Origin of the sequence: Variovorax boronicumulans, from assembly GCF_009811375.1 — a bacterium.
In the GTDB taxonomy this organism is placed as follows: Bacteria; Pseudomonadota; Gammaproteobacteria; order Burkholderiales; family Burkholderiaceae_C; genus Variovorax; species Variovorax boronicumulans.
Map to the genome: position 1 here is coordinate 3,341,239 of NZ_BKDH01000001.1, position 22,899 is coordinate 3,364,137.

Annotated in this window: 17 protein-coding genes and 1 pseudogene; 9 read left to right on the forward strand and 9 right to left on the reverse strand. The window is 68.8% G+C overall.

The genetic code is table 11. The features are described 5' to 3' along the window. Positions 1–34: 34 nt before the first annotated feature. The 4 genes from dnaG (at position 35) to VHAB30_RS15435 (ending at position 7,214) form a co-directional block, all read left to right on the forward strand. Entirely contained in the window at positions 35–2,071 is a 2,037-nt protein-coding gene (dnaG, locus tag VHAB30_RS15420; RefSeq protein WP_159277578.1) for a DNA primase, read from the forward strand. A gap of 296 nt (positions 2,072–2,367) precedes the next feature. After that, complete coding sequence (gene rpoD, locus VHAB30_RS15425; protein WP_095950669.1) at positions 2,368–4,731, forward strand: RNA polymerase sigma factor RpoD; 2,364 nt, start codon at positions 2,368–2,370, stop codon at positions 4,729–4,731. Positions 4,732–4,835: 104 nt separating this feature from the next. Continuing rightward, positions 4,836–6,074, forward strand: a complete 1,239-nt coding sequence (locus VHAB30_RS15430; protein WP_062470580.1) for a multidrug effflux MFS transporter — start codon at positions 4,836–4,838, stop codon at positions 6,072–6,074. A 12-nt stretch (positions 6,075–6,086) separates the two neighbouring features. After that, entirely contained in the window at positions 6,087–7,214 is a 1,128-nt protein-coding gene (locus VHAB30_RS15435) for an HPP family protein (protein ID WP_159277579.1), read from the forward strand. 48 nt (positions 7,215–7,262) lie between these two features. Here VHAB30_RS15435 and VHAB30_RS15440 read toward each other — a convergent pair whose 3' ends face one another. Genes VHAB30_RS15440 through VHAB30_RS15450 form a run of 3 tightly spaced genes read right to left on the reverse strand, consistent with a single transcriptional unit; the run spans position 7,263 to position 10,444 of the window. Beyond that, positions 7,263–8,261 carry a tripartite tricarboxylate transporter substrate binding protein gene (locus VHAB30_RS15440; protein ID WP_159277580.1) on the reverse strand — a complete coding sequence of 333 codons (999 nt, stop codon included), beginning with the start codon at positions 8,259–8,261 and terminating at the stop codon, positions 7,263–7,265. Between the two features lie 39 nt (positions 8,262–8,300). Then, a complete protein-coding gene (locus VHAB30_RS15445) occupies positions 8,301–9,500 on the reverse strand; it encodes a CaiB/BaiF CoA transferase family protein (protein WP_159277581.1) in 1,200 nt (399 codons plus the stop codon). Next, positions 9,497–10,444: a hydroxymethylglutaryl-CoA lyase gene (locus tag VHAB30_RS15450; protein ID WP_159277582.1), complete on the reverse strand. Its 948-nt coding sequence runs from the start codon at positions 10,442–10,444 to the stop codon at positions 9,497–9,499. The genes VHAB30_RS15445 and VHAB30_RS15450 overlap by 4 nt, the downstream gene beginning before the upstream one ends. Positions 10,445–10,544: 100 nt before the next feature. Here VHAB30_RS15450 and VHAB30_RS15455 point away from each other — a divergent pair, with 100 nt between their 5' ends. The 5 genes and pseudogenes from VHAB30_RS15455 (at position 10,545) to VHAB30_RS15475 (ending at position 17,189) form a co-directional block, all read left to right on the forward strand. Beyond that, positions 10,545–11,462 (forward strand): LysR family transcriptional regulator, encoded by a 918-nt coding sequence (locus VHAB30_RS15455; RefSeq protein ID WP_139705410.1) that lies wholly within the window; start codon positions 10,545–10,547, stop codon positions 11,460–11,462. 120 nt (positions 11,463–11,582) lie between these two features. After that, positions 11,583–12,476: pseudogene (locus tag VHAB30_RS15460) on the forward strand (MBL fold metallo-hydrolase); the annotation flags it as partial. Further along, on the forward strand, positions 12,470–13,195 hold the full coding sequence (locus VHAB30_RS15465; RefSeq protein ID WP_159277584.1) for a DsbA family protein: 726 nt from the start codon (positions 12,470–12,472) through the stop codon (positions 13,193–13,195). The pseudogene VHAB30_RS15460 and the gene VHAB30_RS15465, both read left to right, overlap by 7 nt. Positions 13,196–13,325: 130 nt before the next feature. After that, positions 13,326–14,663, forward strand: a complete 1,338-nt coding sequence (locus tag VHAB30_RS15470) for a sigma-70 family RNA polymerase sigma factor (protein WP_159277585.1) — start codon at positions 13,326–13,328, stop codon at positions 14,661–14,663. A gap of 153 nt (positions 14,664–14,816) precedes the next feature. Then, complete coding sequence (locus VHAB30_RS15475; protein WP_159277586.1) at positions 14,817–17,189, forward strand: TonB-dependent siderophore receptor; 2,373 nt, start codon at positions 14,817–14,819, stop codon at positions 17,187–17,189. 9 nt (positions 17,190–17,198) lie between these two features. On the opposite strand, the gene VHAB30_RS15480 is transcribed toward VHAB30_RS15475, so the two are convergent. From VHAB30_RS15480 to VHAB30_RS15505, 6 genes are all read right to left on the reverse strand, one after another. Then, positions 17,199–17,498, reverse strand: coding sequence for a putative quinol monooxygenase (locus VHAB30_RS15480; RefSeq protein WP_159277587.1), 300 nt, complete (start codon positions 17,496–17,498; stop codon positions 17,199–17,201). Positions 17,499–17,616: 118 nt separating this feature from the next. Further along, entirely contained in the window at positions 17,617–19,320 is a 1,704-nt protein-coding gene (locus VHAB30_RS15485; protein ID WP_159277588.1) for a tannase/feruloyl esterase family alpha/beta hydrolase, read from the reverse strand. A gap of 38 nt (positions 19,321–19,358) precedes the next feature. Continuing rightward, positions 19,359–20,066 carry an ABC transporter ATP-binding protein gene (locus tag VHAB30_RS15490; RefSeq protein ID WP_095744599.1) on the reverse strand — a complete coding sequence of 236 codons (708 nt, stop codon included), beginning with the start codon at positions 20,064–20,066 and terminating at the stop codon, positions 19,359–19,361. Next, on the reverse strand, positions 20,059–20,823 hold the full coding sequence (locus VHAB30_RS15495) for an ABC transporter ATP-binding protein (protein ID WP_062470612.1): 765 nt from the start codon (positions 20,821–20,823) through the stop codon (positions 20,059–20,061). Before VHAB30_RS15495 ends, VHAB30_RS15490 begins: the two co-directional genes overlap by 8 nt. Beyond that, a complete protein-coding gene (locus VHAB30_RS15500; RefSeq protein ID WP_062470615.1) occupies positions 20,820–21,806 on the reverse strand; it encodes a branched-chain amino acid ABC transporter permease in 987 nt (328 codons plus the stop codon). Before VHAB30_RS15500 ends, VHAB30_RS15495 begins: the two co-directional genes overlap by 4 nt. A 1-nt stretch (position 21,807) precedes the next feature. Next, positions 21,808–22,680, reverse strand: coding sequence for a branched-chain amino acid ABC transporter permease (locus VHAB30_RS15505; protein WP_056582994.1), 873 nt, complete (start codon positions 22,678–22,680; stop codon positions 21,808–21,810). Positions 22,681–22,899 lie beyond the last annotated feature (219 nt).

Here is a 22,899-nt window from a genome sequence, read left to right on the forward strand (position 1 = left end):
TGCGCTTGCGTATGATTTGCCGCTCCCCGCAGCCATGACCATCCCCGCTTCATTCATCCAGGAACTCATCGCGCGCGCCGATGTGGTCGAAATCGTCGGCCGCTACGTCCAGCTCAAGAAGGCCGGCGCCAATTTCATGGGGCTGTGCCCCTTCCACGGCGAGAAGTCGCCCTCGTTCTCGGTCAGCCCGACCAAGCAGTTCTATCACTGCTTCGGTTGCGGCGTGCACGGCAACGCCATCGGCTTCCTCATGGAACATGCAGGCATGGGCTTCGTCGAGGCGGTGCACGACCTGGCCGGCCAGTACGGCCTGCAGGTGCCCGAGGACGACGTCTCGCCGGCCGAGCGCGCCCGCGCCGCCAGCCAGCGCCAGAAGCAGGCCACGCTGACCGACGTGCTCGAAAAGGCCGGCGACGCCTACCGCAAGGCGCTGCGCCAGGCGCCCGGCGCCATCGACTACCTCAAGGGCCGCGGCGTGTCGGGCGAGATCGCCAAGCAGTTCGGCATCGGCTATGCGCCGGCCGGCTGGCGCGCGCTGGCCAGCGTGTTCCCCGACTACGACGATCCGCTGCTCGCCGAGAGCGGGCTGGTGATCGTCAACAACGAGGAAGGCAAACTCAGCGACGAGGAGGCCAAGCGCTACGACCGCTTTCGCGACCGCGTGATGTTCCCGATCCGCAACGTCAAGGGCGAGTGCATCGGCTTCGGCGGGCGCGTGCTCGGCGACGAAAAGCCCAAGTACCTGAACTCGCCCGAAACGCCCGTCTTCAGCAAGGGCCGCGAGCTCTACGGCCTGTACGAAGCCCGCGCCGCCTTCCGCGACCGCGGCTACGCACTCGTCACCGAGGGCTACATGGACGTGGTGGCCCTGGCCCAGCTCGGCTTTCCGAACGCGGTGGCCACGCTGGGCACCGCCTGCACCACTGAGCATGTGCAAAAGCTCTTTCGCTTCACCGAATCGGTGGTGTTCAGCTTCGACGGCGACGCCGCCGGCCGCCGCGCCGCACGCAAGGCGCTCGACGGTGCCCTGCCCTACGCCACCGACACGCGCAGCATCAAGTTCCTGTTCCTGCCGGCCGAGCACGACCCCGACAGCTACATCCGCGCGCACGGTGCCGAGGCCTTCGCGGGTTTCGTGGCCGAGGCCACGCCGCTGTCGCGCTTCATGCTCGAAGCCGCCCGCGAAGGCTGCGACCTGAGCTCCGCCGAGGGCCGCGCCCACATGACCAGCAACGTGCGCCCGCTCTGGAGCGCCATGCCCGACGGCGCGCTCAAGCGGCAGCTGCTCAGCGAGATCGCCACGCTGGTGCAACTCGACGCCGCGGCGCTGTCCGACCTGTGGGCCACGGCCGCGCCCGGCCCGCGCAAGGGCGGCGGCGGCAGCAGCCAGCCATCCCAGGCCCCGCAGCGCCACAGCGAGCCCGACAACTACGGCAACGACCCAGGCGACTACTACCCGGACCTGCCGCCGACGCAGGACTATGAGCCGCCGCGCTACGAAAACGAGAGCAAACCCAAGTTCCAGCCGCGCAAGTTCACCAAGGGCAAGCGCTGGGGCGGCAAGTTCGAGGAGCCGATCGAGCCGCTGCGCGGGCGCGGCAAGCCGCCGAGCCGGCCCGACGTAGCGGTGCGGCTGGTGCTGTCGAACATGGCGCAGTGGGAGGCGCTGTCGCACGAGCTGCACGTGATGCTGTGCGACCTGCCGGGCGAGCACGGCGCCCTCTTCACCTGGCTGGACAGCCAGCTGCACGAGCATGGCGTGCAACCTTGGGCGGCGCTGCGCGAAGGCCTGCGCGGGCTCGATTTCGCGCCGCTGGCCGAGCGCCTCATGAGCGTTTCCGAGGCCGGGCCGGTGCCCGAGGGCGAGGAAGAACAGCACCTGGCCGAGGCTGCCAAGGAGCTGGGGAGCGTGCTCGACTTCATGCTCGACGACCGGCTCAAGGCCCAGCAGAGCGAGGCCATCGCTTCGGTCGGAAAAGACCCGAAAGCCCTGGAACGCTACAAGGCGCTGGAAGCCCGCCGGCTCGAATTGCGAGACCGCATTCGCGCGTCGGGGACAGATACTGCTTGAAATTTGCGCAACAGGCTATAATGTAGGGCTTCGCAACTGGCGAAATTAGGCAAGAGCGACAGCAGCACCTCCGGGCCGACCCCTAGCGCAACGCACTCCAACGGTAAATTCCGGCGGAAAGGGTCAATAACCGCAAGGACTGCACACCAAATGTTCGCCCGACATCTTGCCTGGTGAGGAATTAATTCCTCGTTTCCCAATTGTTTTGTCCGTGCCTGTGCACGGGCATGGTGGTGCTGTCCGCGTGACAGCGCGCCTGTGATCCCGCTTGTCTTTTCTTGTCGTAACGAGGTCGTATGCCCAGTTCAAAGAAGCCTGCTCCTTCACTTGCCAAAAGCGCCAAGAGCGCTGCCACCAAGCCCGCAGCAGAGAAACCGCTGAAAGCCGGTGCCAAACCGGCAACCAAGACGGCTGCCGCCGCGTCCAAAACGGCAGCCGCAACGAAAGTGAAAACCGTGCCCACGAAATCGACCTCTCTCGACGATCCAAAAAAAGCCGCGGCCACTGCCACGGCTGCCCCCGCCGCCAAGAAAGTTGGCCGTCCGCCCAAGGCCGCCGGCGCTGCCGCCGCGCCCGCCACCGGCGCCAAGCGCGGGCGCAAGCCCAAGGCCGCCAAGGAAGCCGGCGAGAGCGACATCGACCTGTCGGACATCGAGGAAGACCTGGCCGGTGACGAGCCCGCGGCCGTCGCGACCACCGAAGAGAAGGTCAAGCCGCTGCGCATGAAGATCAGCAAGGCGAAGGAACGCGCCTTGATGAAGGAGTTCGGCCTCGACGAGACCGTGCTCTCCGAAGAAGACCTGGCCAAGCGCCGCTCGCGCCTGAAGACCCTGATCACGCTGGGCAAGACGCGCGGCTACCTCACGCACGGCGAAATCTCCGACCACCTGCCCGACAAGCTGGTCGACGCCGAGACCATGGAAGTCGTGGTCACCATGCTCAACGACATGGGCGTGGCGGTGTACGAGCAGACGCCCGACGCCGAAACCCTGCTGCTGAACAACACCGCGCCCACCGCCACCACGGTGGAAGAAGCCGAGGAAGAAGCCGAAGCGGCCCTGTCCACGGTGGACAGCGAATTCGGCCGCACCACCGACCCGGTCCGCATGTACATGCGCGAAATGGGCACGGTCGAGCTGCTGACGCGCGAAGGCGAAATCGAAATCGCCAAGCGCATCGAAGGCGGCCTGATGGCCATGATGGAAGCCATTTCGGCCTCCCCCGCCACCATCGCCGCGATCCTCGAAATGGCCGCGACCATCCGTGAAGGCAAGGTCGTCATCTCGACCATCGTGGACGGCTTCTCGAACCCGAACGAGGCCGACGACTACGTGGCCGAAGAAGACTTCGACGAGTTCGACGAGGAAGACGACGACGACGGCAAGGGCGGCTCCAAGGCCCTGACCAAGAAGCTCGAAGAACTCAAGAACGAAGCCCTCTCGCGCTTCGACCGCATCGCCGAGATGTTCGAGAAGATCCACAAGATCTACGAGAAGGAAGGCTACGGCACGCCCGCGTACACCAAGGCCCAGCAGGCCGTGTCCGACGAGCTGATGACCATCCGCTTCACGGCCAAGACCATCGAGAAGCTGTGCGACCTGGTGCGCACGCAGGTGGACGACGTGCGCAAGAAGGAACGCGAACTGCGCCGCATCATCGTGGACAAGTGCGGCTTCCCGCAGGACGAGTTCATCCGCGACTTCAGCGGCTTCGACAAGAACGGCAACCGCATCGCCTCCAACCTGCTGAACCTCAAGTGGGTCGAGAAGCAGGCCGCGGCCGGCAAGCCCTGGAGCGCCGTGCTCGCACGCAACATCCCGCCGGTGCAGGAACTGCAGCAGAAGCTCACCGACATCCAGTCGCGCGTGGTGGTGCCGCTGACCGAGCTCAAGGACATCAACAAGCGCATGAACGAGGGCGAATCGTCCTCGCGCGATGCCAAGAAGGAAATGATCGAGGCCAACCTGCGCCTCGTGATCTCCATCGCCAAGAAGTACACCAACCGCGGCCTGCAGTTCCTGGACCTGATCCAGGAAGGCAACATCGGCCTGATGAAGGCGGTCGACAAGTTCGAATACCGTCGCGGCTACAAGTTCTCGACCTACGCGACGTGGTGGATCCGCCAGGCGATCACCCGCTCGATCGCCGACCAGGCGCGCACCATCCGCATCCCGGTGCACATGATCGAGACGATCAACAAGATGAACCGCATCTCGCGCCAGCACTTGCAGGAGTTCGGCTTCGAGCCCGACGCCGGCATCCTGGCCGCCAAGATGGAGATCCCGGAAGACAAGATCCGCAAGATCATGAAGATCGCGAAGGAGCCGATCTCGATGGAAACCCCCATCGGCGACGACGACGATTCGCACCTGGGCGACTTCATCGAGGACAGCAGCAACACGGCCCCCATCGAGGCCGCCATGCAAGCTGGCCTGCGCGACGTGGTCAAGGACATCCTCGACTCCCTCACGCCGCGCGAAGCCAAGGTGCTGCGCATGCGCTTCGGCATCGAAATGTCGACCGACCACACGCTGGAAGAAGTCGGCAAGCAGTTCGACGTGACCCGCGAACGCATCCGCCAGATCGAAGCCAAGGCGCTGCGCAAGCTGAAGCACCCGTCGCGTTCCGACAAGCTGCGCAGCTTCATCGACACCCTGTAATCCAGGTTCGCTGAAGCCCAAGCGCCCGCCTTGCCCCTCACCCGGGCGGCGGGCGTTCTCGTTTTTCCACCGACACACGACAAGTACAACGGAGCCGCCTTTCCATGAATCCCGACGCAGACAAACTCTGGCAGGCCCCGCGCTGGGCGCTTGCCGTGCTGCTCGCCGTGCTGGGCATGCTCGGGCCCTTCTCCATCGACACCTACATCCCGGCTTTCTCGGGCATCGCGAAATCGATCGGCGCCACGCCGGCCGAGATGCAGCAGACGCTGTCGGCCTACCTGTTCGGCTTTGCCTTCATGAACCTGTTCCACGGCGCGCTGTCGGACAGCTTCGGCCGCCGGCCCGTGGTGCTGTGGGGGCTGGCGGTGTTCACGCTGGCCTCGCTGGGTTGCGCGCTGTCTCAGAACATCACGCAGCTGGTGCTGTTCCGCGGCCTGCAGGGCCTGTCGACCGGCGCCGGCATCGTGGTGTCGCGCGCCGTGATCCGCGACATGTTCCCGCCGGCCGAGGCGCAGCGGGTGATGAGCCAGGTCACGATCTATTTCGGCGTGGCGCCGGCCATCGCGCCCATCGTGGGCGGCTTCCTGTTCGTGCACGCGGGCTGGCACTCGATCTTCTGGTTCCTCGTGGCCGTGGGCGTGGTGCTGTTCGTCGCCAACTACAAGTTGCTGCCCGAGACGCTGCACAAGGACCACCGCCAGCCCTTCCAGGTGCGCCACCTGATGCGCGGCTACCGCGACCTGTGCTCCGACCCGCGCTTTCTCTTGCTGGCCTTTGCGAGCGGCGTGCCCTTCAACGGCATGTTCCTCTACGTGCTGGCCGCGCCTGCGTTCCTGGGCGACCACTTGGCGCTGCAGCCGCAGCAGTTCTTCTGGTTCTTCCTGCTGACCATCGGCGGCATCATGCTCGGCGCGCGCGCCAGCGGCCGCATGGCCGGCAAGGTGGCGCCCAAGCGGCAGATCCGCGACGGCTTCCTGATCATGATGGTCACCTCGGTGGTCAACGTGGTGGCCAACATCTTCTTCCAGGCGCATGTGGCCTGGGCCGTGTGGCCGCTGGCGGTGTTCGCCTTCGGCTGGGCGCTGATGGTGCCGGTGGTCACGCTGCTGGTGCTCGACCTGCACCCCGAGCGCCGCGGCATGGCCTCGTCGCTGCAGGCCGTGATCGGCTCCACCGCCAACGGCGTCGTGGCCGGCGCGGTGGCGCCGCTGGTGATGCACTCCACGCTGGCACTGGCCCTCACCTCCGCGCTGATGCTCACGATCGGGCTGGTCGCCTGGGTCTGGCTGCACCACCGCTGGCCCGACATCGGGCGTCGGGTGGCGCACGAAGAAGCCTGAGGGGGACGGGGGATGCGATTCGCCGCACTGTGGACTTATCTGCGTGCCTGGCTCCCGGGCCCTTCCAACGTCAACGCGCGCGAGCGCCTGCGCGCCGTGGGCGGCGCAGGCATCGGGCTGCTGATCACCGGCCTGCTGTGCCGCTGGCTGGCCGTGCCGCTGGAGCATGCGGTGTGGCTGGTCGCGCCGATGGGCGCCACCGCCGTGCTCGTGTTTGCAGTGCCCGCCAGTCCGCTGGCACAGCCCTGGTCGGTGATCGGCGGCAACACGCTGTCGACGCTGGTGGGCATCGCCTGCGCCAGCTGGATTCCCGACACCGCCGTGGCCGCCGCCGTGGCCGTGGCGCTGGCCATCGGCCTGATGTTCTTCACGCGCTGCCTGCACCCGCCCGGCGGCGCGGCGGCGCTGCTGGCGGTGCTCACGCACACCACCGATTTTTCGGCGGCGCTGTTCCCGGTGCTCGTGAACTCGCTGCTGCTGGTGATGGCCGGCGTGGCCTACAACACGCTCACGGGGCGGCGCTATCCGCACGTGCAGGTGGCGCGCCCGCCCTCGCCCGACGCGCGCTTCAGCCAGGCCGACATCGACGCCGTGCTGGCGCGCTACAACCAGGTGCTCGACATCAGCCGCGACGACCTCGAATCGCTCATTCAGCAGACCGAGCTCGAGTCGTACAAGCGCCGCCTGGGCACGCTGCACTGCGCCGACATCATGTCGCGCACGCCGATCTCGGTGGAGTTCGGCACGCCGCTGCAGGAAGCCTGGACGCTGATGCACCAGCACCGCATCAAGGCGCTGCCGGTGACCGACCGCACGCGCCGCGTGGTCGGCATCGTCACGCAGGCCGACTTCTTCCGCCAGCTCGACCTGCAGCACCACGACGGCATCGCCGGCCGGCTGCGCGACCTGATCCGCGCCACGCGCACGGTGATGTCGAACAAGCCCGAGGTGGTCGGCCAGATCATGACGCGCCAGGTGCGCGTGGCCAGCGCCGACCGGCCGGTGGTCGAGCTGGTGCCGCTGTTCTCCGAAGGCGGCCACCACCACATTCCGATCATCGATGAAGAGAAGCGGCTGACGGGAATGATCACGCAGTCGGATTTCGTGCGGGCGCTGTACCGCGCGGTGAGCCCGGCGTAGGGCCCGCACCTCGCCTTCCCCTTCTCGCGAAGGGGAAGGCGCAAGGCTTCACTCCAGCACCACGTTCGCCTTCTTCACCAGCGCCGCATAGCGCGCGGCCTCGCTGCGGAAGTAGCTCGCGGCCTGCTCGGGCGACGTGGGCTTGACGATGTTGCCCTGCTTGTCCATCGCCTCGCGCACCTCGGGCGCGGCAAAGGCGGCCACGATGGCCTCGTGCACGCGCTTCACGTCGGCCGGCTGCATCTTCGGCGGGCCGATCACCGCGAACCAGCCTTCGACCGCGTAGTTCGGCAGCCCCTGCTCCGCGATCGTCGCAATTTCGGGTGCGGCCGGCGAACGCGCCGGGCCGCACAGGCCGATGGCGCGCAGTGCGCCGCTCTTCAGATGCGGCTGCACCGCCGGCAGCGCGACCACGCCCATCTCGACTTGGCCCGCGATCATGTCGGTCACCATCGGCCCGGTGCCCTTGTACGGAATGTGCCGCGCCTTCACGCCGGCCTCGTCCATGAACATCTCGCCGGCCAGGTGAATGATGGTGCCGTTGCCCGACGAGGCGTAGTTGTAGCCCTCGGGTTTCGTGCGCAGCAGCGCCACCAGCTCCTTCACGTTCTTCGCCGGCAGCTTCGGGTTCACGGCCAGCACCAGTGGCGTCGCGCCCACCACGCTGATGGGCGTGATGTCGGCGATGGCGTCGAAAGGCATCTTCTTGAACACGCTCGGGTTGATCACGTGGTTGTTCGACACCATGCCGAGCGTGAACCCGTCGGGCGGCGCCTTGATCACGGCCGAGGTGCCGGTGATGCCGCCGGCGCCCGGCAGGTTCTCGATCACCACCGGCTGGCCCAGCGCCTTGCCGAGCGCGACCGAGGCGGCGCGCGCAATGGCGTCCACGCCCGAGCCCGCGCTGATCGGCAGGATGAAGCGCACGGGCTTGTCGCCGCCCTGCGCGAACACCGGGCGGGCGGCCGACAGCACGACCGCCGACGCCCCCAGGCCGAGCAACGCACGGCGGTTGAATGAAGAAGAGGAAAACGGAATCGGGCTCATGGGTCTTGTCTCTCTTTGTCTTTGTCGGTGCTTGAAAAATCAGGCCACGGCCGCTTCGGCATGCAGCGCCTCGACCTGTTCGTGCGCGTAGCCCAGCTCGGCCAGCAGCGCGCGCGTGTGCTCGCCCAGCGTCGGCGGATGCAGGCGCACGCCCAGCCGCTCGCCGCCGAGCGTGATCGGGAACAGCGTGGTCTGCGCCATCTCGCCGGCCCGCTCGCCGTCGGGCAGGCGGATGTCGGCGAGGCCGCCGGTGGCCTGCAGGTGCGGATCGGCATACAGGTCTTCGGGCCGCGTGATCGGCGCGAACGGCAGGCCCCGCGCCTCGAAGATCGCCGACAGCTCGGCGGCCGAACGGTCGGCCAGACGCGTGCGCAACGCGGCCAGCAAGGTCGGGCGCAGGCGCACGCGGTCGTTGTTGGTCTGCAGCGTGGCGTCGGCCTTCAGGTCGTCGAAGCCCAGCGCGTCGCAGAAGGTCTTCCATTGCGCGTCGCTCACGGCCGCCAGGAAAATCTGCTCACCGTCCTTCACGGTGAACACGTCGTACAGCGCCCAGGCCGAGATGCGCTCGGGCATCGGCGCGGCCGCCTGCCCCGTGATGGCGTACTGCAGCATGTGCTGGCCGACCAGGAACACGTTGTTCTCGAACAGCGCCGACTGCACTTCCTGCCCCCGGCCGGTTTCGGCGCGCTGCATCAGCGCGGCGATGGCGCCGATGGCGCCGAACATGCCACCCATGATGTCGTTCACGCTCGTTCCCGCGCGCAGCGGATCGCCGGGGCGCCCCGTCATGTAGGCCAGGCCGCCCATCATCTGCACCACCTCATCCAGCGCGGTGCGGTGCTCGTACGGGCCGGGCAGAAAGCCCGTGTGGTTCACGTACACGAGGCGCGGATTGAGCTTGCCCAGCGCGGCATAGCCCAGGCCGTACTTGTCCATCGTGCCGGGGCGGAAGTTCTGCGCCACCACGTCGGCCGTGGCGCACAGGCGCAACGCGGCCTCGAGCCCCTGCGGATGGCGCAGGTCGAGCGCGATGCTCTTCTTGTTGCGGTTGAACATCGGGAAGAAGCCCGCCCCCGCGCCCAGCAGGTGCCGCGTGCGATCGCCGTCGATGGGCTCGACCTTGATGACTTCCGCGCCCAGGTCGGCCAGCACCATGCCGCAGGTCGGCCCCATGACCATGTGCGTGAACTCGACCACGCGGATGCCCACGAGCGGCAGGCGTTTGGCTTCGGTGCTCATGCGGCGACACCTTCCGCCAGCGCAAAGGTCTTCGGAAAGCCCGCGCGCCACACCGTGCCCTGCAGTGTCTCGCCGTCGAGCCAGCCGGCCACACGCTTCCTCAGATCGAGCAGCTTCGGCAGATCGACACCCGTCTGCACGCCCATGCTCTCAAGCATGAAGACCAGGTCTTCGGTGTCGACGTTGCCACTCGCGCCCGGCGCATGCGGACAGCCGCCGATGCCGGCCAGGCAGGCGTCGAAGCGCGTGATGCCGACCTCCAGCGCGGCGTAGACATTGGCCAGGCCCAGCCCGCGCGTGTCGTGGAAATGCCCGCACCACAGGCGGTCGCCCGCGATGCGCAATGCGCGCTCGAACAGGCTGCGCACCATGGCCGGATCGGCGTAGCCCACCGTGTCGGCCAGGCTCACGCGGTCGGCGCCGGCGTCGAGCAGCGCCTGCATCAGGCGCAGCACCTCGTCGGGGTCGACATGGCCCTGCAGCGTGCAGCCGAAGGCCGTGCCCACGCCGCCGTCGATCAGCGTCTTCGAGCCCGCCGCGTCGCGCGCCGCGCGGATGCGGCCGACCTCGGCCACCACCTCGTCGGGCGTCTTGCGCAGGTTGGCCAGGCTGTGCGCGTGGCTGGCCGACAGCGGCACCATCATCAGGTCGGCCTCGCCCGCGATGGCGCGCTCGGCGCCCTTCAGGTTGGGCACCAGCACCGAGGCGAAGAGCCCCGGCAGCGTCTTCGCATACGCCAGCAGCTCGGCCGTGTCGGCCAGCTGCGGCAGCAGGTGCGCCGGCACGAACGAGCCGACCTCGATCTCGCGCTGGCCGGCCGCGTGCGCGTCGCGGATCCATTCGAGCTTGCGTGCCGTGGGCAGCACGCGGGCAATGCTTTGCAGGCCGTCGCGCAGGCCCACTTCGCGGACGACCGCGCGCGGCGGCAGGAAGGCGTGAATCAAGAGCGTGTCTCCGTCGTGAGGGAATGACGCCGATCGTAGAAGTTCCGATTCAGTCCTGAAGGTATATTTTGGAAGCCGTTTGCTTCCCGATTGGAACTTCATGAGAGACCTCGACCTGACCACCCTGCGCCTGTTCGTCGCCGTCTGCGACAGCCGCAGCATCGCGCGCGCGGGCGAGCAGGCGAACATCGTCGGCTCGGCCATCAGCAAGCGCCTGGCGCAGCTCGAAGACACGGTCGGCACGCCGCTGCTGCTGCGCAAGCGCCGCGGCGTGGTGCCCACGCCGGCCGGCGAAACGCTGCTCGAACACGCGCGCGCCATGCTCGGCAGCGCCACCCGCATCGAGCGCGACATGGCCGCCTACGCGGGCGGCGCGCGCGGGCACGTGCGCATCCTGGCCTCGGCCTCGGTCATGGCCGAATCGCTGGCCGAGGACGTGGCCGGCTTCCTGCAAGACCCGGCGCATCGCAACATCCGCGTCGACATGGAAGAGCGCGTGAGCCCCGAGATCGTGCGCGGCATCCGCGAGGGCATCGCGTCCATCGGCCTGTGCTGGGACGCGGCCGACCTCGACGGGCTGGAGCGGCGCGACTACCGCTCGGACCACCTGGCCATCGTGGCCCATCCGTCGCACCCCGTGGCCCGCCACGACGCGGTGCGCTTCGAGCAGGTGCTCGACCACGAATTCGTCGGCATGCCCGCGCTCAGCGCCGTGCAGCTGATGCTCGCGCGCGAAGCGGCCGTGGCCGGCAAGCCGCTGGTGTACCGCGTGCTGGTGTCCAACTTCGACGCGGCGCTGCGCGTGGTGCGCGCCGGGCTGGCCATCAGCGTGGTGCCGGCGGAGGTCGCCCGGCCCTTCACCGAGGCCTTCGGGCTGCGGCTGATGCCGCTCACCGACGACTGGGCGCGCCGGCGTTTCGCGATCTGCTTTCGCAGCGAGGCGGCGCTGTCGCCCTCGGCGCAGCTGCTGGTCGCGCACCTCGAGCGCTGCGCCACGGACCGTTCCGAAGACGCCTGATTCGTCCGATATCAGAAACGATCCATTGTGCTGGCGGTGGTTTTTGTTTCGTTTCGCGCAACCTAACATCCGGTCTGTTCACGCTGTCACCCTCAACCTCATCGACCGAAAGACACCGCCATGTTCCGCAGAACCCTCGTTGCCGCCGCCGCCCTGTCCGCCGCATTCGCCCTCGCGCCGCTCGCCGCCCAGGCCGCCCAGCCGCTGAAGATCGACGTCTACAACCCCGGCACGAAGTCGATGTTCCCCGTGTCGTCGGTGCTGGTCGCCGGCGCCACCGATGCCGTGCTGGTCGACGCCCAGTTCCAGCGCAACGACGCGCAGGCGCTGGTGCAGAAGATCAAGGACAGCGGCAAGAAGCTGACCACGGTCTACATCAGCCACAGCGACCCCGACTACTACTTCGGCCTGGACGTGATCCGCGCCGCCTTCCCCGACGCGAAGATCGTCGCCATGCCGCAGACCGTGGCCGCCATCCAGGCCTCCAAGGACGGCAAGCTCGCGCACTGGGGCCCGATCCTCAAGGACAACGCGCCCCAGGCGCTGGTCGTGCCCGAGCCGCTGGCCGGCGACAGCCTCGTGCTCGAAGGCAAGAAGATCCAGGTCGTCGGCCTGGACGGCCCCTCGCCCGCGCGCACGTTCGCGTGGATTCCCTCGCTGAAGGCGGTGGTCGGCGGCATTCCGGTGTCGGCCAACATCCACGTCTGGGTGGCCGACACGCAAACGGTGCAGTCGCGCCGCGACTGGCTCAAGACGCTCGACCGCATCGCTGCGCTGCACCCCAAGACCGTGGTGCCCGGCCACTACCTGCCGAACGCCGACGGCTCGGCTCCTTACACCGTGGCCTCGGTGAAGTTCACGCGCGACTACCTCAAGGCCTTCGAGACCGAAGCCGCCAAGGCCAAGGACTCGGCCGCGCTGATCGCCGCCATGAAGCAGCGCTACCCGAAGCTCGAAGACGCCTCGTCGCTTGAACTGGGCGCCAAGGTCATCAAGGGAGAAATGAAGTGGCCGCAGTAACCAACAACAACGGCGACGCCGCCACGCTGCACTGCATCTTCGATCCGCTGTGCGGCTGGTGCTACGCGGCCGCGCCGCTGGTCGAGGCCGCGCGCACCGTGCCGGGCCTGCGCGTCGAGCTCCACGCCGGCGGCATGATGACCGGCGCCAACCGCCGCCCCATCACGCCGCAGTGGCGCGACTACGTGATCCCGCACGACCGTCGCATCGCCGAACTCACGGGCCAGCCGTTCGGCGAGGCCTACTTCGAAGGCCTGCTGCGCGATACCGGCGCGGTGATGGACTCCGAACCGCCGATCACCGCCATCCTCGCGGCCGAATCGCTGCGTGCAGGCGGCGGGCTGGACATGGCGCACCGCGTGCAGCAAGCCCACTATGTCGAAGGCCGGCGCATCGCGGAGGCCGGCGTGCTCGCCGAACTGGCGGTCGAACTCGGCTTCGATGCCGAAGCCTTCGCTGCGGCCTTCGAGCAGCACACGGGTGACGCGACCGCACAGCACATCGCCGCGAGCCGCGACTTGCTGCAGCGCGCGGGCGGCCAGGGCTTTCCGACCTTCGTGCTGGCGCAGGCCGACGGCAGCGCCGGCCGCATCGACATCGGGCCGTGGCTGGGGCGTGCCGACGACTGGAAGGCGCAGCTCGCCACCTTCGTCGCACCGGCGCCTTCTGCAGCTGCGCCGGAAGCCTGCGGCCCTGACGGCTGCGCGATCTAGCCGCATCGCCGGTCTGGGCCGGCGATGGCCCCGTTCGCCACAGAACGGGGCCGATTCGGGTATGCCGCCATCAAATGAGAACTATTCTCGACAATAATTCTCCTGCGATTCGCGCGCCACACCCCAGCCCATGTCCGCCCAACTCTCCTCCAGCCCGCTGCTGAAAGCCTTCCAGGACAGCTACCAGGAACTGGTGCGCTTCATCGCGCGCCGCACCGGCAGCCCGCACGAGGCGCGGGAGCTGGCGCATGACACGTGGGTCCGGCTGGCCGAACGTGCGCAAGCGCGGGACGACACCACCGCCGACCCCGCCCCGCCCGAGGCCGCCGTGCGCGCCTACGTCTACACCGTGGCCGAGAACCTCGCCATCGACCACCTGCGCCGCCGCCAGCGCAGCGCGGAACGCTTCAGCCCCGCCCCCGTCGACCTCGACACCGGGCTGACGACGGGACACGACCACCACAGCACACGGGACGTGGCCGACGGCGTCGCCCACCGGCAGGCACTCGACGCAGTGGATGCCGCGTTGCGGGCCCTGCCGCCGCGCAGCCGCGACATCTTCCTGGCCGACCGGCTCGACGGCGCCTGCCATGCCGAACTGGCGCGCCGCCACGGCGTGTCGATCAAGACCGTGGAGCGCGAGGTGATGCGGGCGCTCGACAGCGTCGAGGCCGCGCTGCACCGCTGGCGCGGCGACGTGGCGCCGGCGCGCACCGGGCGGCGCCGCGCGCTGTCGGCCCTGCTCGGCGTGGGCGGCCTCAGCGTCGGCAGCGCCGCGCTCTGGCAAGCCTGGCGCCAGTGGATGCCCGGCTACAGCGCCACCCTGGCGACCGCCATCGGACGCATCCAGGCGCAGGCGCTGCCCGACGGCAGCCGTCTCACGCTCGACGCCGCGAGCCGCGCCGAGGTCCAGTACTTCGCCACGCGCCGCACCGTGCGGCTGCTGGCCGGCAGCGCCTTCTTCGACGTGGCGCGCGACGAGGCACGCCCCTTCATCGTCAGCGCCCTGGGCCACGAGATCACGGTGCTGGGCACGCGCTTCGAGGTTGCGCTGCAGGACGGCGGCGTGCGCGTCGCGGTGGAATCGGGCCAGGTGCGGGTGCGCAGCGCGAGCGGCGACGCGCGCGTGCTCGGCGCGGGCGACCGCGCCTTCATCGACACGGCGCTGCAGCTGTCTGCCGCCCAACCGGCCGCGAACGCCGTGAACAGCGCCGTGGCCCCGTGGCGCGACGGCTGGCTCGACTTTCATCACCAGCCGCTCGGCGAGGTGGTGGAGCGCCTGGCGCGCTACAGCCCGCGCGCCCTGCGCGTGGCGCCCGAGGCCGCGCAACTCCCGGTGTTCGGGCGCGTGCGCATTGCCGAGGCGGGCACCTGGCTGCGCCTGCTGCCCAACAGCCTGCCAGTGCGGGTGCGCGAAGACGACGGGGCGGAACGCGCCCTGGTCATCGAACGCCGCCCGATCTCCTGACGCCGGCATCCGCCCGCTGGCCTTGCCTTGTCTTTCTTGCGATCTGCTTGAGGGATTGCGCTCGCTCGGTCGTATCAGTCCATGGAGCCCGGAACAACCGCCCTGCGGACGTCCCGGAATTTTCATGACCCCGACCTGAACCGAGAGAACCGCATGCCCTCCCGCCACCTTCTTCTCCCCGCCGGCCGGCGCCACCTGATCGCGGCGGCCGTGCTGTGCCTGGTTACGCAGGCCAGCCAGACCACCTGGGCCCAGAGCGCGACACCGCCCGCCGCCGGCGCAGCCATCGCCTTCTCGATCCCCGCCCAGCCGCTGGACCAGGCGCTGAACCAGCTTGCGCGCCAGGCCGGCGTGCAGCTGCTGGCGGCGCCGGGTCTGCTGCAGGGATTGCAGGGCCGCCCGGTCCAGGCCAGCCTCAGCGTGCAGGCCGCCGCCGCGCAACTGCTCCAGGGCAGCGGGCTGGCCGGCCGCATAGCGGGCAGCACGCTGGTGATCGAGAAAGCGCCAAGCGCCGCCGGCGCCACCCTGCCGGCCGTGACCGTGAGCGCCACCGCCGAACTCGAAACCAGCCTGGGCCCGGTGCCGGGCTATGTCGCCCGGCGCAGCCAGAGCGCCACCAAGACCGACACGCCGATCCTCGAAGTGCCGCAGTCGATCTCCGTCATCGGCCGCGAAGAACTCGAAGCGCGCGGCGTGCAGACCGTGATGGAAGCCGTGCGCTACGCACCGGGCGTGGTCGCCGGCAACTGGGGCTACGACGCACGCGGCATCGACTGGCTGCTGCTGCGCGGCTTCGACGCCACCGCAGGCAACGCCATGTACCGCGACGGCCTGCTGCTGCCCGCCTACTCGCTGACCGAGCCCTACGGCGTCGAGCGCGTCGAGGTGCTGCGCGGCCCGTCGTCGGTGATGTTCGGGCTGGGCGATGCGGGCGGCATCGTCAACCGCGTCAGCAAGATGCCCAGCAGCACGCCCACGCGCGAGATCGAAGTGCAGTACGGCAGCTTCCAGCGCAAGCAGCTGGCCGTGGACCTGGGCGGCACCCTGAGCGACACGCTGAGCTACCGCCTCGTGGGCGTCGAGCTGGACAGCAACAGCCAGCAGCGCTATCCCAACGGCGCGCCCGCCGAAGTGAAGCGCAGCTACCTCGCGCCTTCGCTGCGCTGGCAACCGTCGGCCGCCACCTCGTTCACCCTGCTCGGCGAGTTCCTGAAGAGCGATGCCAGCGACGACACCTTCAACGTGACCGACGCGAAGGGGCGCGACACCGGGCTCATCCAGGGCGAACCGAACTACAGCCGGATCAAGCAGCAGCAATCGTCGCTTGGCTACCTGTTCGAACACCACATCAACGACGACTGGACGGTGCGCCAGAACACGCGCTACTTCAGCTTCGACACCGACAAGCACCACGTGGTCGTGAACCTCGCGCCCGACGGCTACACGCTGCGGCGAACCGCGCGCTTCGCCCCCGAGTGGGTCAACCAATGGACCGCCGACACGCAGCTGCAGGGCCGCGTGCGCACCGGCGACGTCGAGCACACGCTGCTGTTCGGCGTCGACTGGTCGCGCGTCCGGTACACGGCCAAGCAGTTCTCCGGGCCGGCGCCGAGCCTGGACCTGCGCTTTCCCGTCAACGGCCTGCCGGTGGCGGAGCCGTTCCGGCCCGACAGCAACTTCACGCAGACCACCGAGCAGCTCGGCGTGTATGCACAGGACCAGATCAAGTTCGGCCCCCACTGGCTGCTCACGCTCGGTGGACGGCAGGACCACGTCAAGTCCGCCACCTACGATCGGCTGAAAGGCGAGCGCACGACACAGACCGACGACAGGTTCAGCGGCCGTGCGGCCCTGAGCTACCTCGTCGGCAACGGCTGGGCACCGTACCTCAGCTACGCCGAATCCTTCATGCCGACCAGCGGCGTCGACCTGAACAGCACGCCGTTCCGGCCGAGCCGCGGCAAGCAGGTGGAGGCCGGCGTCAAGTTCCAGCCCGAGGGCACGCGCGCGCTGTTCACCGCGGCCGTGTTCGACCTGCGCAAATCCAACGTGGTGACCTACGACCAGAACACCTTCGAGGCGCGCCAGATCGGCCGCATCCGCTCACGCGGGCTCGAACTCGAAGCCAAGGCCGAGCTGGCGCGCGACCTGAACCTCACGGCCTCCTACACCTGGCTCGACACCAAGGTGCGCGAGAGCGCCAACGAGACCGAGCGCGGCAAGACACCGATCCAGGTGCCCCGCAACACGGCCTCGCTCTGGCTCGACTACACGATGGGCAACGGCTTCGGTCTGGGCGGCGGCGTGCGCTACATCGGCAAGCGCTGGAACGACGTGGGCAACACCTCGTCCGAAGGCGGCGTCGCGCTGCTCGACGCGACGGTGCACTACAAGCGCGGGCCCTGGCGCTTCGCCTTGAGCGCCACGAACCTGGCCAACCGCCAGTACGCCGCATCGCGCGCGTACAGCAAGTACTACCCCGGCAGCGACCGCGCGGTGGTCGCGAGCGCCAAGTACCAATTCTGAGGCCGACGCCTAGGCGACCTTCTCCAGGAACACCAGCCGGATCGGCGCGTCCAGCAGTTTGTCGAACCGCTTCTCGAACGCCTGGAAATGTGGCGTGGCGAAGTGCGCATCCAGCGCGGCCTGGTCCTGGAACGACTCGCGCATGTAGAAGCTGCCGGGCTCGTCGCGCAGTTCGAACAAGGTGTAGTCGAGGCAGCCGGGCTCCTGCCGCGTGGGCGCCACCAGCGCGCTCAGGGCGTCGCGCAGCGCCTCGCGCTGGCCGGTCTTGGCCTTCAGGACGGCGATGCTGATGAGGGGCGTGGTGCTCATGGGTCGTTGTGAAGTTCGGATGCCTGCAGTCTGCGGCGACACCCGCACATGAAAAAGCCCCCTCGCCCCGAAACTCCTTCAACCGCCCCTTGAAGATCGCGACCGCTTCAAGCGCGCGCTACCGACTGCACTGGAAGCTCGCCGCCTGCGACGCATCGCCATTCACGTAGCGCGGCCACAGCGGCCACTCGCACAGCGGACGCGCGCGGGTCGTCTTGAACGGTGGCTGCACTTCCTGCTCAAGCAATTGCAGCCCGACCGGCGCACGCCCACGTTCAACCCAGTCGGCCAGCGCGCCGAGCATGTCGACATTGGCCGGTGCGCCGCTGCCCACATGGTCCACACCGGGCGCGGTGTACAGGCGCATGAAGCGGTCCACGTTCTCGCGGCCCATGCGTGCCACCACCGACTCGTAATAGCGGATGCCCGCGAACGGGCTCTGCGCGTAGTCGGCCATGTGCTCGAGCATCAGCAGCTTGCCGCCGCGCGCGTGGAAGGCGCTCAGGTCGGGGTTGGTCGAATCCATCAGCTGCGACACGGTGGCGATGCGGGCCGCGAAGTCTTCGGCGCGGTAGTTGCGCACGTCGAGCGACGGATTGCGCGCATAGAAATACTGCAGCGCCCCGCTGCCGTAGAACCATGCGATGCCGTTGCTCGGCTGCGGCGGCACGGTCGGCGCGGCGGTGCCGGTCCACCACGCGTTCCAGCCGCCCATCGACGCAAAGGCCGGCGTGCCCTCACCGCCGATGCCCCAGCCCGGGTACTCGGTGACGCCATGCGCCAGCGGCACGGGCGAGCGCCACGGCGAGCGCAGCGTGCGCACCGCCTGCACCTGCGCGTCGTTGAGGCAGTTGTCGCCGCTCGTGCCCGCTGCGCAGCGCAGGGTGGCCGGGTCGAAGCGCTGCAGGCAGGCCACCGGGTTCGACACGATGCGGTCGGCCACGCCGTCCGTCGCGTCGCACGACGCGAGCACCGCGTTGTGCACCAGCTGCACCTGCGCGGGCCGCAGCCAGCCTTCGCCGAAGGTGGCGATGCCGTTGCGCGTGCCCGCATGCTGCAGCCCGGTCCAGTTGATCACCGGCACGCGGCTGAAGATGCCGTCGAAGTCCTGCGGATAGCGCTGCGCCATCGTGAGCGCCTCGCGCCCGCCTTCGGAGCTGCCCATGAAATAGAGCTTCTGCGGTGCGTGGCCGTAGGCGCGCTGCGTCAGCGCTACCGCCACATCGCGCACTTTCTTGTACGAGGCATGCGCGAAATTCACGAGCGCCTCGTCGTTGAGCGCAAAGGCCTGCGGCGGCTGGCCCTGCACGTTCTGGTGGCCCGAGTCGGTGCCGTAGGTCACGTAGCCCTGCGCCAGCGGCGTGGGCAGGTCGAAGCGCGCGGCGGGCACCAGCGCCAGGCCGGTGATCAGCGTGCCATTGAAGCCCCCGCCGCCGTACTGCACGCTGCGCCCGTTCCATGCGAGCGGCAGGTTGACCTGGAACAGGATCGGCGGCGCGCTCGCGTCGACCGGTGCGATGCGCCCGAGCACCTTGCAGTACGCAGGCATCGCCGGCGTGATGCGCGAGGCGGGGCTGGGGCCGCGCTCGGCCACGGCCAGTGCAGACGCCGGCACGAGCGCTGCCGAGTCGATCGTCGCCGCACCGCTGGGCAGGCCGATGGCAATGGCCGCCACGGGCGCGGTGAGCGCCGCACAAGCCTGGGCCGGATCGGCGCCAAGGCCGAGGCGCATGGGGCCGGTCGGGGCCGTGCCGCATGCGGCGAGCAAGGCGGCGGTCGCCAGCATGGCGCCCCCGCTGAACACTGTCTGGGGGATCGCCATCTGTCTGTCTCCTGGTTGTTTTGTGTGATCGGCCGCCGCTACCGCGCCACGCCCAGCAACCGGTCGAGCACTTCCGGCTGCGCACGCAGCGCCGCGGCCGTGTCGGCATGCACGATGGTCCCGTGGTCGAGCACCACGGCCTGGTCGGAGATCGCGAGGATCGCCTGCGGGTGCTGCTCCACGATGATCGCGGCCAGCCCTTCGTCACGCGTGATGCGGCGGATGGCGCGCAGCAGCTCTTCCACGATGATCGGCGCCAGGCCTTCGAGCGGCTCGTCGAGCAGCAGCAGCTTCGGGTTGAGCACCAGCGCGCGGCCCACGGCCAGCATCTGCTGCTCGCCGCCCGAGAGCTGCGTGCCCAGGTTGGTCTTGCGCTCGGCCAGGCGCGGGAACATCTCGTACACGCGCTGCGGGTTCCACTGGCCGGGGCGCTCCACGGCCGTCAGGTTCTCGTGCACCGTGAGCGACTTGAAGATGTTGCGCTCCTGCGGCACCCAGCCGATGCCGGCCGCCGCGCGCTGGTGCGGCTGCAGCTTGTGCAGTGCCGCCTGCCCGCCGAGCGCGATGGTGCCGCCGTGCTGGCGCGTGGCGCCGGCCAGCGTGTTGATGAGCGTGGTCTTGCCCGTGCCGTTGCGGCCCAGCAGCGCGAGCGTCTGGCCCTCGCCGAGCGTGAAGGCCACGTCGTGCAGCACCACGGCCTCGCCGTAGCCAGCGCTCAGGTTCTCGATGCGCAGCAGTTCAGACATGGGCATGTTCTCCGTGGCCCAGGTAGACCTCTTTGACCTTCGGGTCGTTGGCGATCGTCTCGGGGTCGCCTTCGGTCAGCAGCGCGCCGTTGACCAGCACGGTCATGCGATCGGCGAAGCTGAACACCAGGTCCATGTCGTGCTCGATGAGCAGCACCGACACGTCGGCCGGCAGCGCGGCCACGGTCTGCAGCAGCTCTTCGCGCTCGCCGGCGGGCACGCCGGCCACGGGCTCGTCGAGCAGCAGCACGCGCGGCTCGCAGGCCAACGCAATGGCGATCTCCAGCAGGCGGCGCTTGCCGTAGGCCATGAATTTCGTCTGCTGCTGGGCGACGTCGGCGAGGTGGAACTGCTCCAGCAGTTGCCCGGCCCGCTCGGCGATGCGCTTGTCCGCACCCAGCGGGCGCCACCATTGCGCGCCGATGCCCTTGTGCTGCGACACCACGAGCGCCAGCGTTTCCAGCGGCGTCATCGAGTCGAAGAGCTGGTTGATCTGGAAGGTGCGCACCAGCCCGCGCGCCACGCGCTTGTGCGGCGCGAGCGTGGTGATGTCTTCGCCGAGCAGCGAAATGCGGCCTTCGGTGGGCGTGAGCACGCCGGTCAGCAGGTTGATCAGCGTGGTCTTGCCGGCGCCGTTCGGGCCGATGAGCGCATGGCGTGCGCCACGCTTCAGTTCCATCGTGACGTTGTTCGTGGCCGTGATGCCGCCGAAGCGCATCACGAGGCCTTGGGTCGAGAGCACGGTGTCGGTGGTCATGCCGCACCGCCCTTCTTCTTTGCAGCGCCGAACCAGGTCCACGGCTTGAGCAGGCGGTCGCGTCCCACGAGCACCAGCAGCACGAGGATGAGGCCGATCCAGAACATCCAGTACTGCGGCGTCACCGAGGACAGCCAGGTCTGCAGCAGCTTGAAGACGATGGCGCCCGCCACGCCGCCGTAGAGCCAGCCCACGCCGCCGATGACCAGCATCAGCAGCACGTCGGCCGAGCGATCGAAGGCCAGCACGTCGAGCGAGGCAAAGCCGGTGGTCTGCGCCAACAGCGCGCCCGCGGCGCCCGCGATGCCGGCGGCCACGGTGTAGACCACGGCGAGCCGCGACACCACCGGGATGCCGATGGCCATGGCGCGCAGCCGGTTGTCGCGGATGGCCTTGAGCGTGGCGCCGAAGGGCGAATGCACGATGCGGCGCATCACGAGGAACAGCACGAGCATCACGGCCAGCGAGTACCAGGCGGCCGTGCGGCCATACAGGTCGAATTCGAAGAGGCCGAGCACCGGCCCCATGACCACGCCCTGCAGGCCGTCGGCGCCGCCGGTGAGCCAGTCGAGCTTGTTGGCCAGTTCGAGCAGCAGCAGCGCGGTGCCCAGCGTGACCATGAGCCGCGTGAGGTCGCTGCCGCGCAGGATGGTCACGCTGGCCACGAGGCCCAGCACGGCCGACAGCACGGTGGCGAACACGAGGCCGACGGTCGGGTCGGGCATGACAAGCTTGGCGAACAGCGCGGCGGCGTACGCGCCGAAGCCGAAGAAGGCCGCATGGCCGAGCGACACGATGCCGGTGTAGCCGAGGATCAGGTCGAGCGACATCGCGAACAGCGCGACGATGGCGATCTCGTTGACCAGCAGCGAGTGCGAGGGCATGGCCAGCGGCAGCGCGAAGGCCACGGCCCAGACCACGAACTCCCAGGGGCGCCAGCGCGCGGTGCGCAGCAGGGCCGATTCATAGGCAGGCGCGCTCATCTCAGCGGCCTCCCTTGCGCGTGAACAGGCCCTGGGGCCTCCACATGAGGATCAGGATCATGAGCAGGTAGACGGTGAAGGCGCCCATCTTCGGAATGAAGTACTTGCCGGCCACGTCGGCAATGCCGAGCAGCAGCGCGGCGGCGAGCGGCCCGGTGATCGACGAGGTGCCGCCGACCGAGACGACGATGAGGAAATAGATCATGTACTTGAGCGGAAACGTCGGGTCGAGCCCGAGGATTTCCGCGCCCAGCGCACCGCCCAGCCCGGCCAGGCCCGAGCCCACGGCGAAGGTCAGCAGGAACACGATGTTGACGTTGATGCCCAGGCCGGCGGCCACGCGCGGGTCGTCGACGGCGGCGCGCAGGCGGCTGCCGAAGCGCGTCTTCGAGAGGATGAGCTGCAGCACCACGGTGAGCACGGCGCACACGGCGATGATGAAGATGCGGTAGTGGCCCATGCCCAACAGGAACGCACCGTCGCCGAATTCGCTGCGCCCGCGCAGCCATTCGGGCAGTTGCAGGTTCTGCTGCGACGAGCCGACGAAGTAGTCGACGGCCGCGACGGCCATGAACGCCAGGCCAATGGAGAACAGTACCTGGTCCAGGTGCGGCTTGCCGTACATCGGCCGGTAGAGCGTGCGCTCCAGCAGCGCGCCGGCCAGCGCGACGACGATGAACGCGAGCGGCAGGCAGGCCAGGAACGGCACGCCGAACTTCTGCATCGCGAACACGGTGAGGTAGCCGCCCGCCATGGCGAAGGCGCCGTGCGCGAGGTTGATGAAGTTCATCAGCCCGAGCGTCACGGCCAGCCCCACGGCGAGGACGAAGAGCAGCATGCCGTAGGCGATGCCGTCGAAAAGAATGGTCAGCATGTTTTCAGGTACGTGCGTTCGGGATGCGTTCGTTCAGGGTGATGCTGTTCATGGTGTGTGCACAGGCCACCGGGTACTTCCCCCCGCGAATGTCCCCCGGGCTTCGCCCTCCTCCTTGATTTCGCTGCGGGAAGCACCCAGTGCCCTGCGCACAGGGCACGCTGTTGGTGCTCGCCGATCAACGACCAATGCGCATGACGCTCACGTCGATGGGGTGCC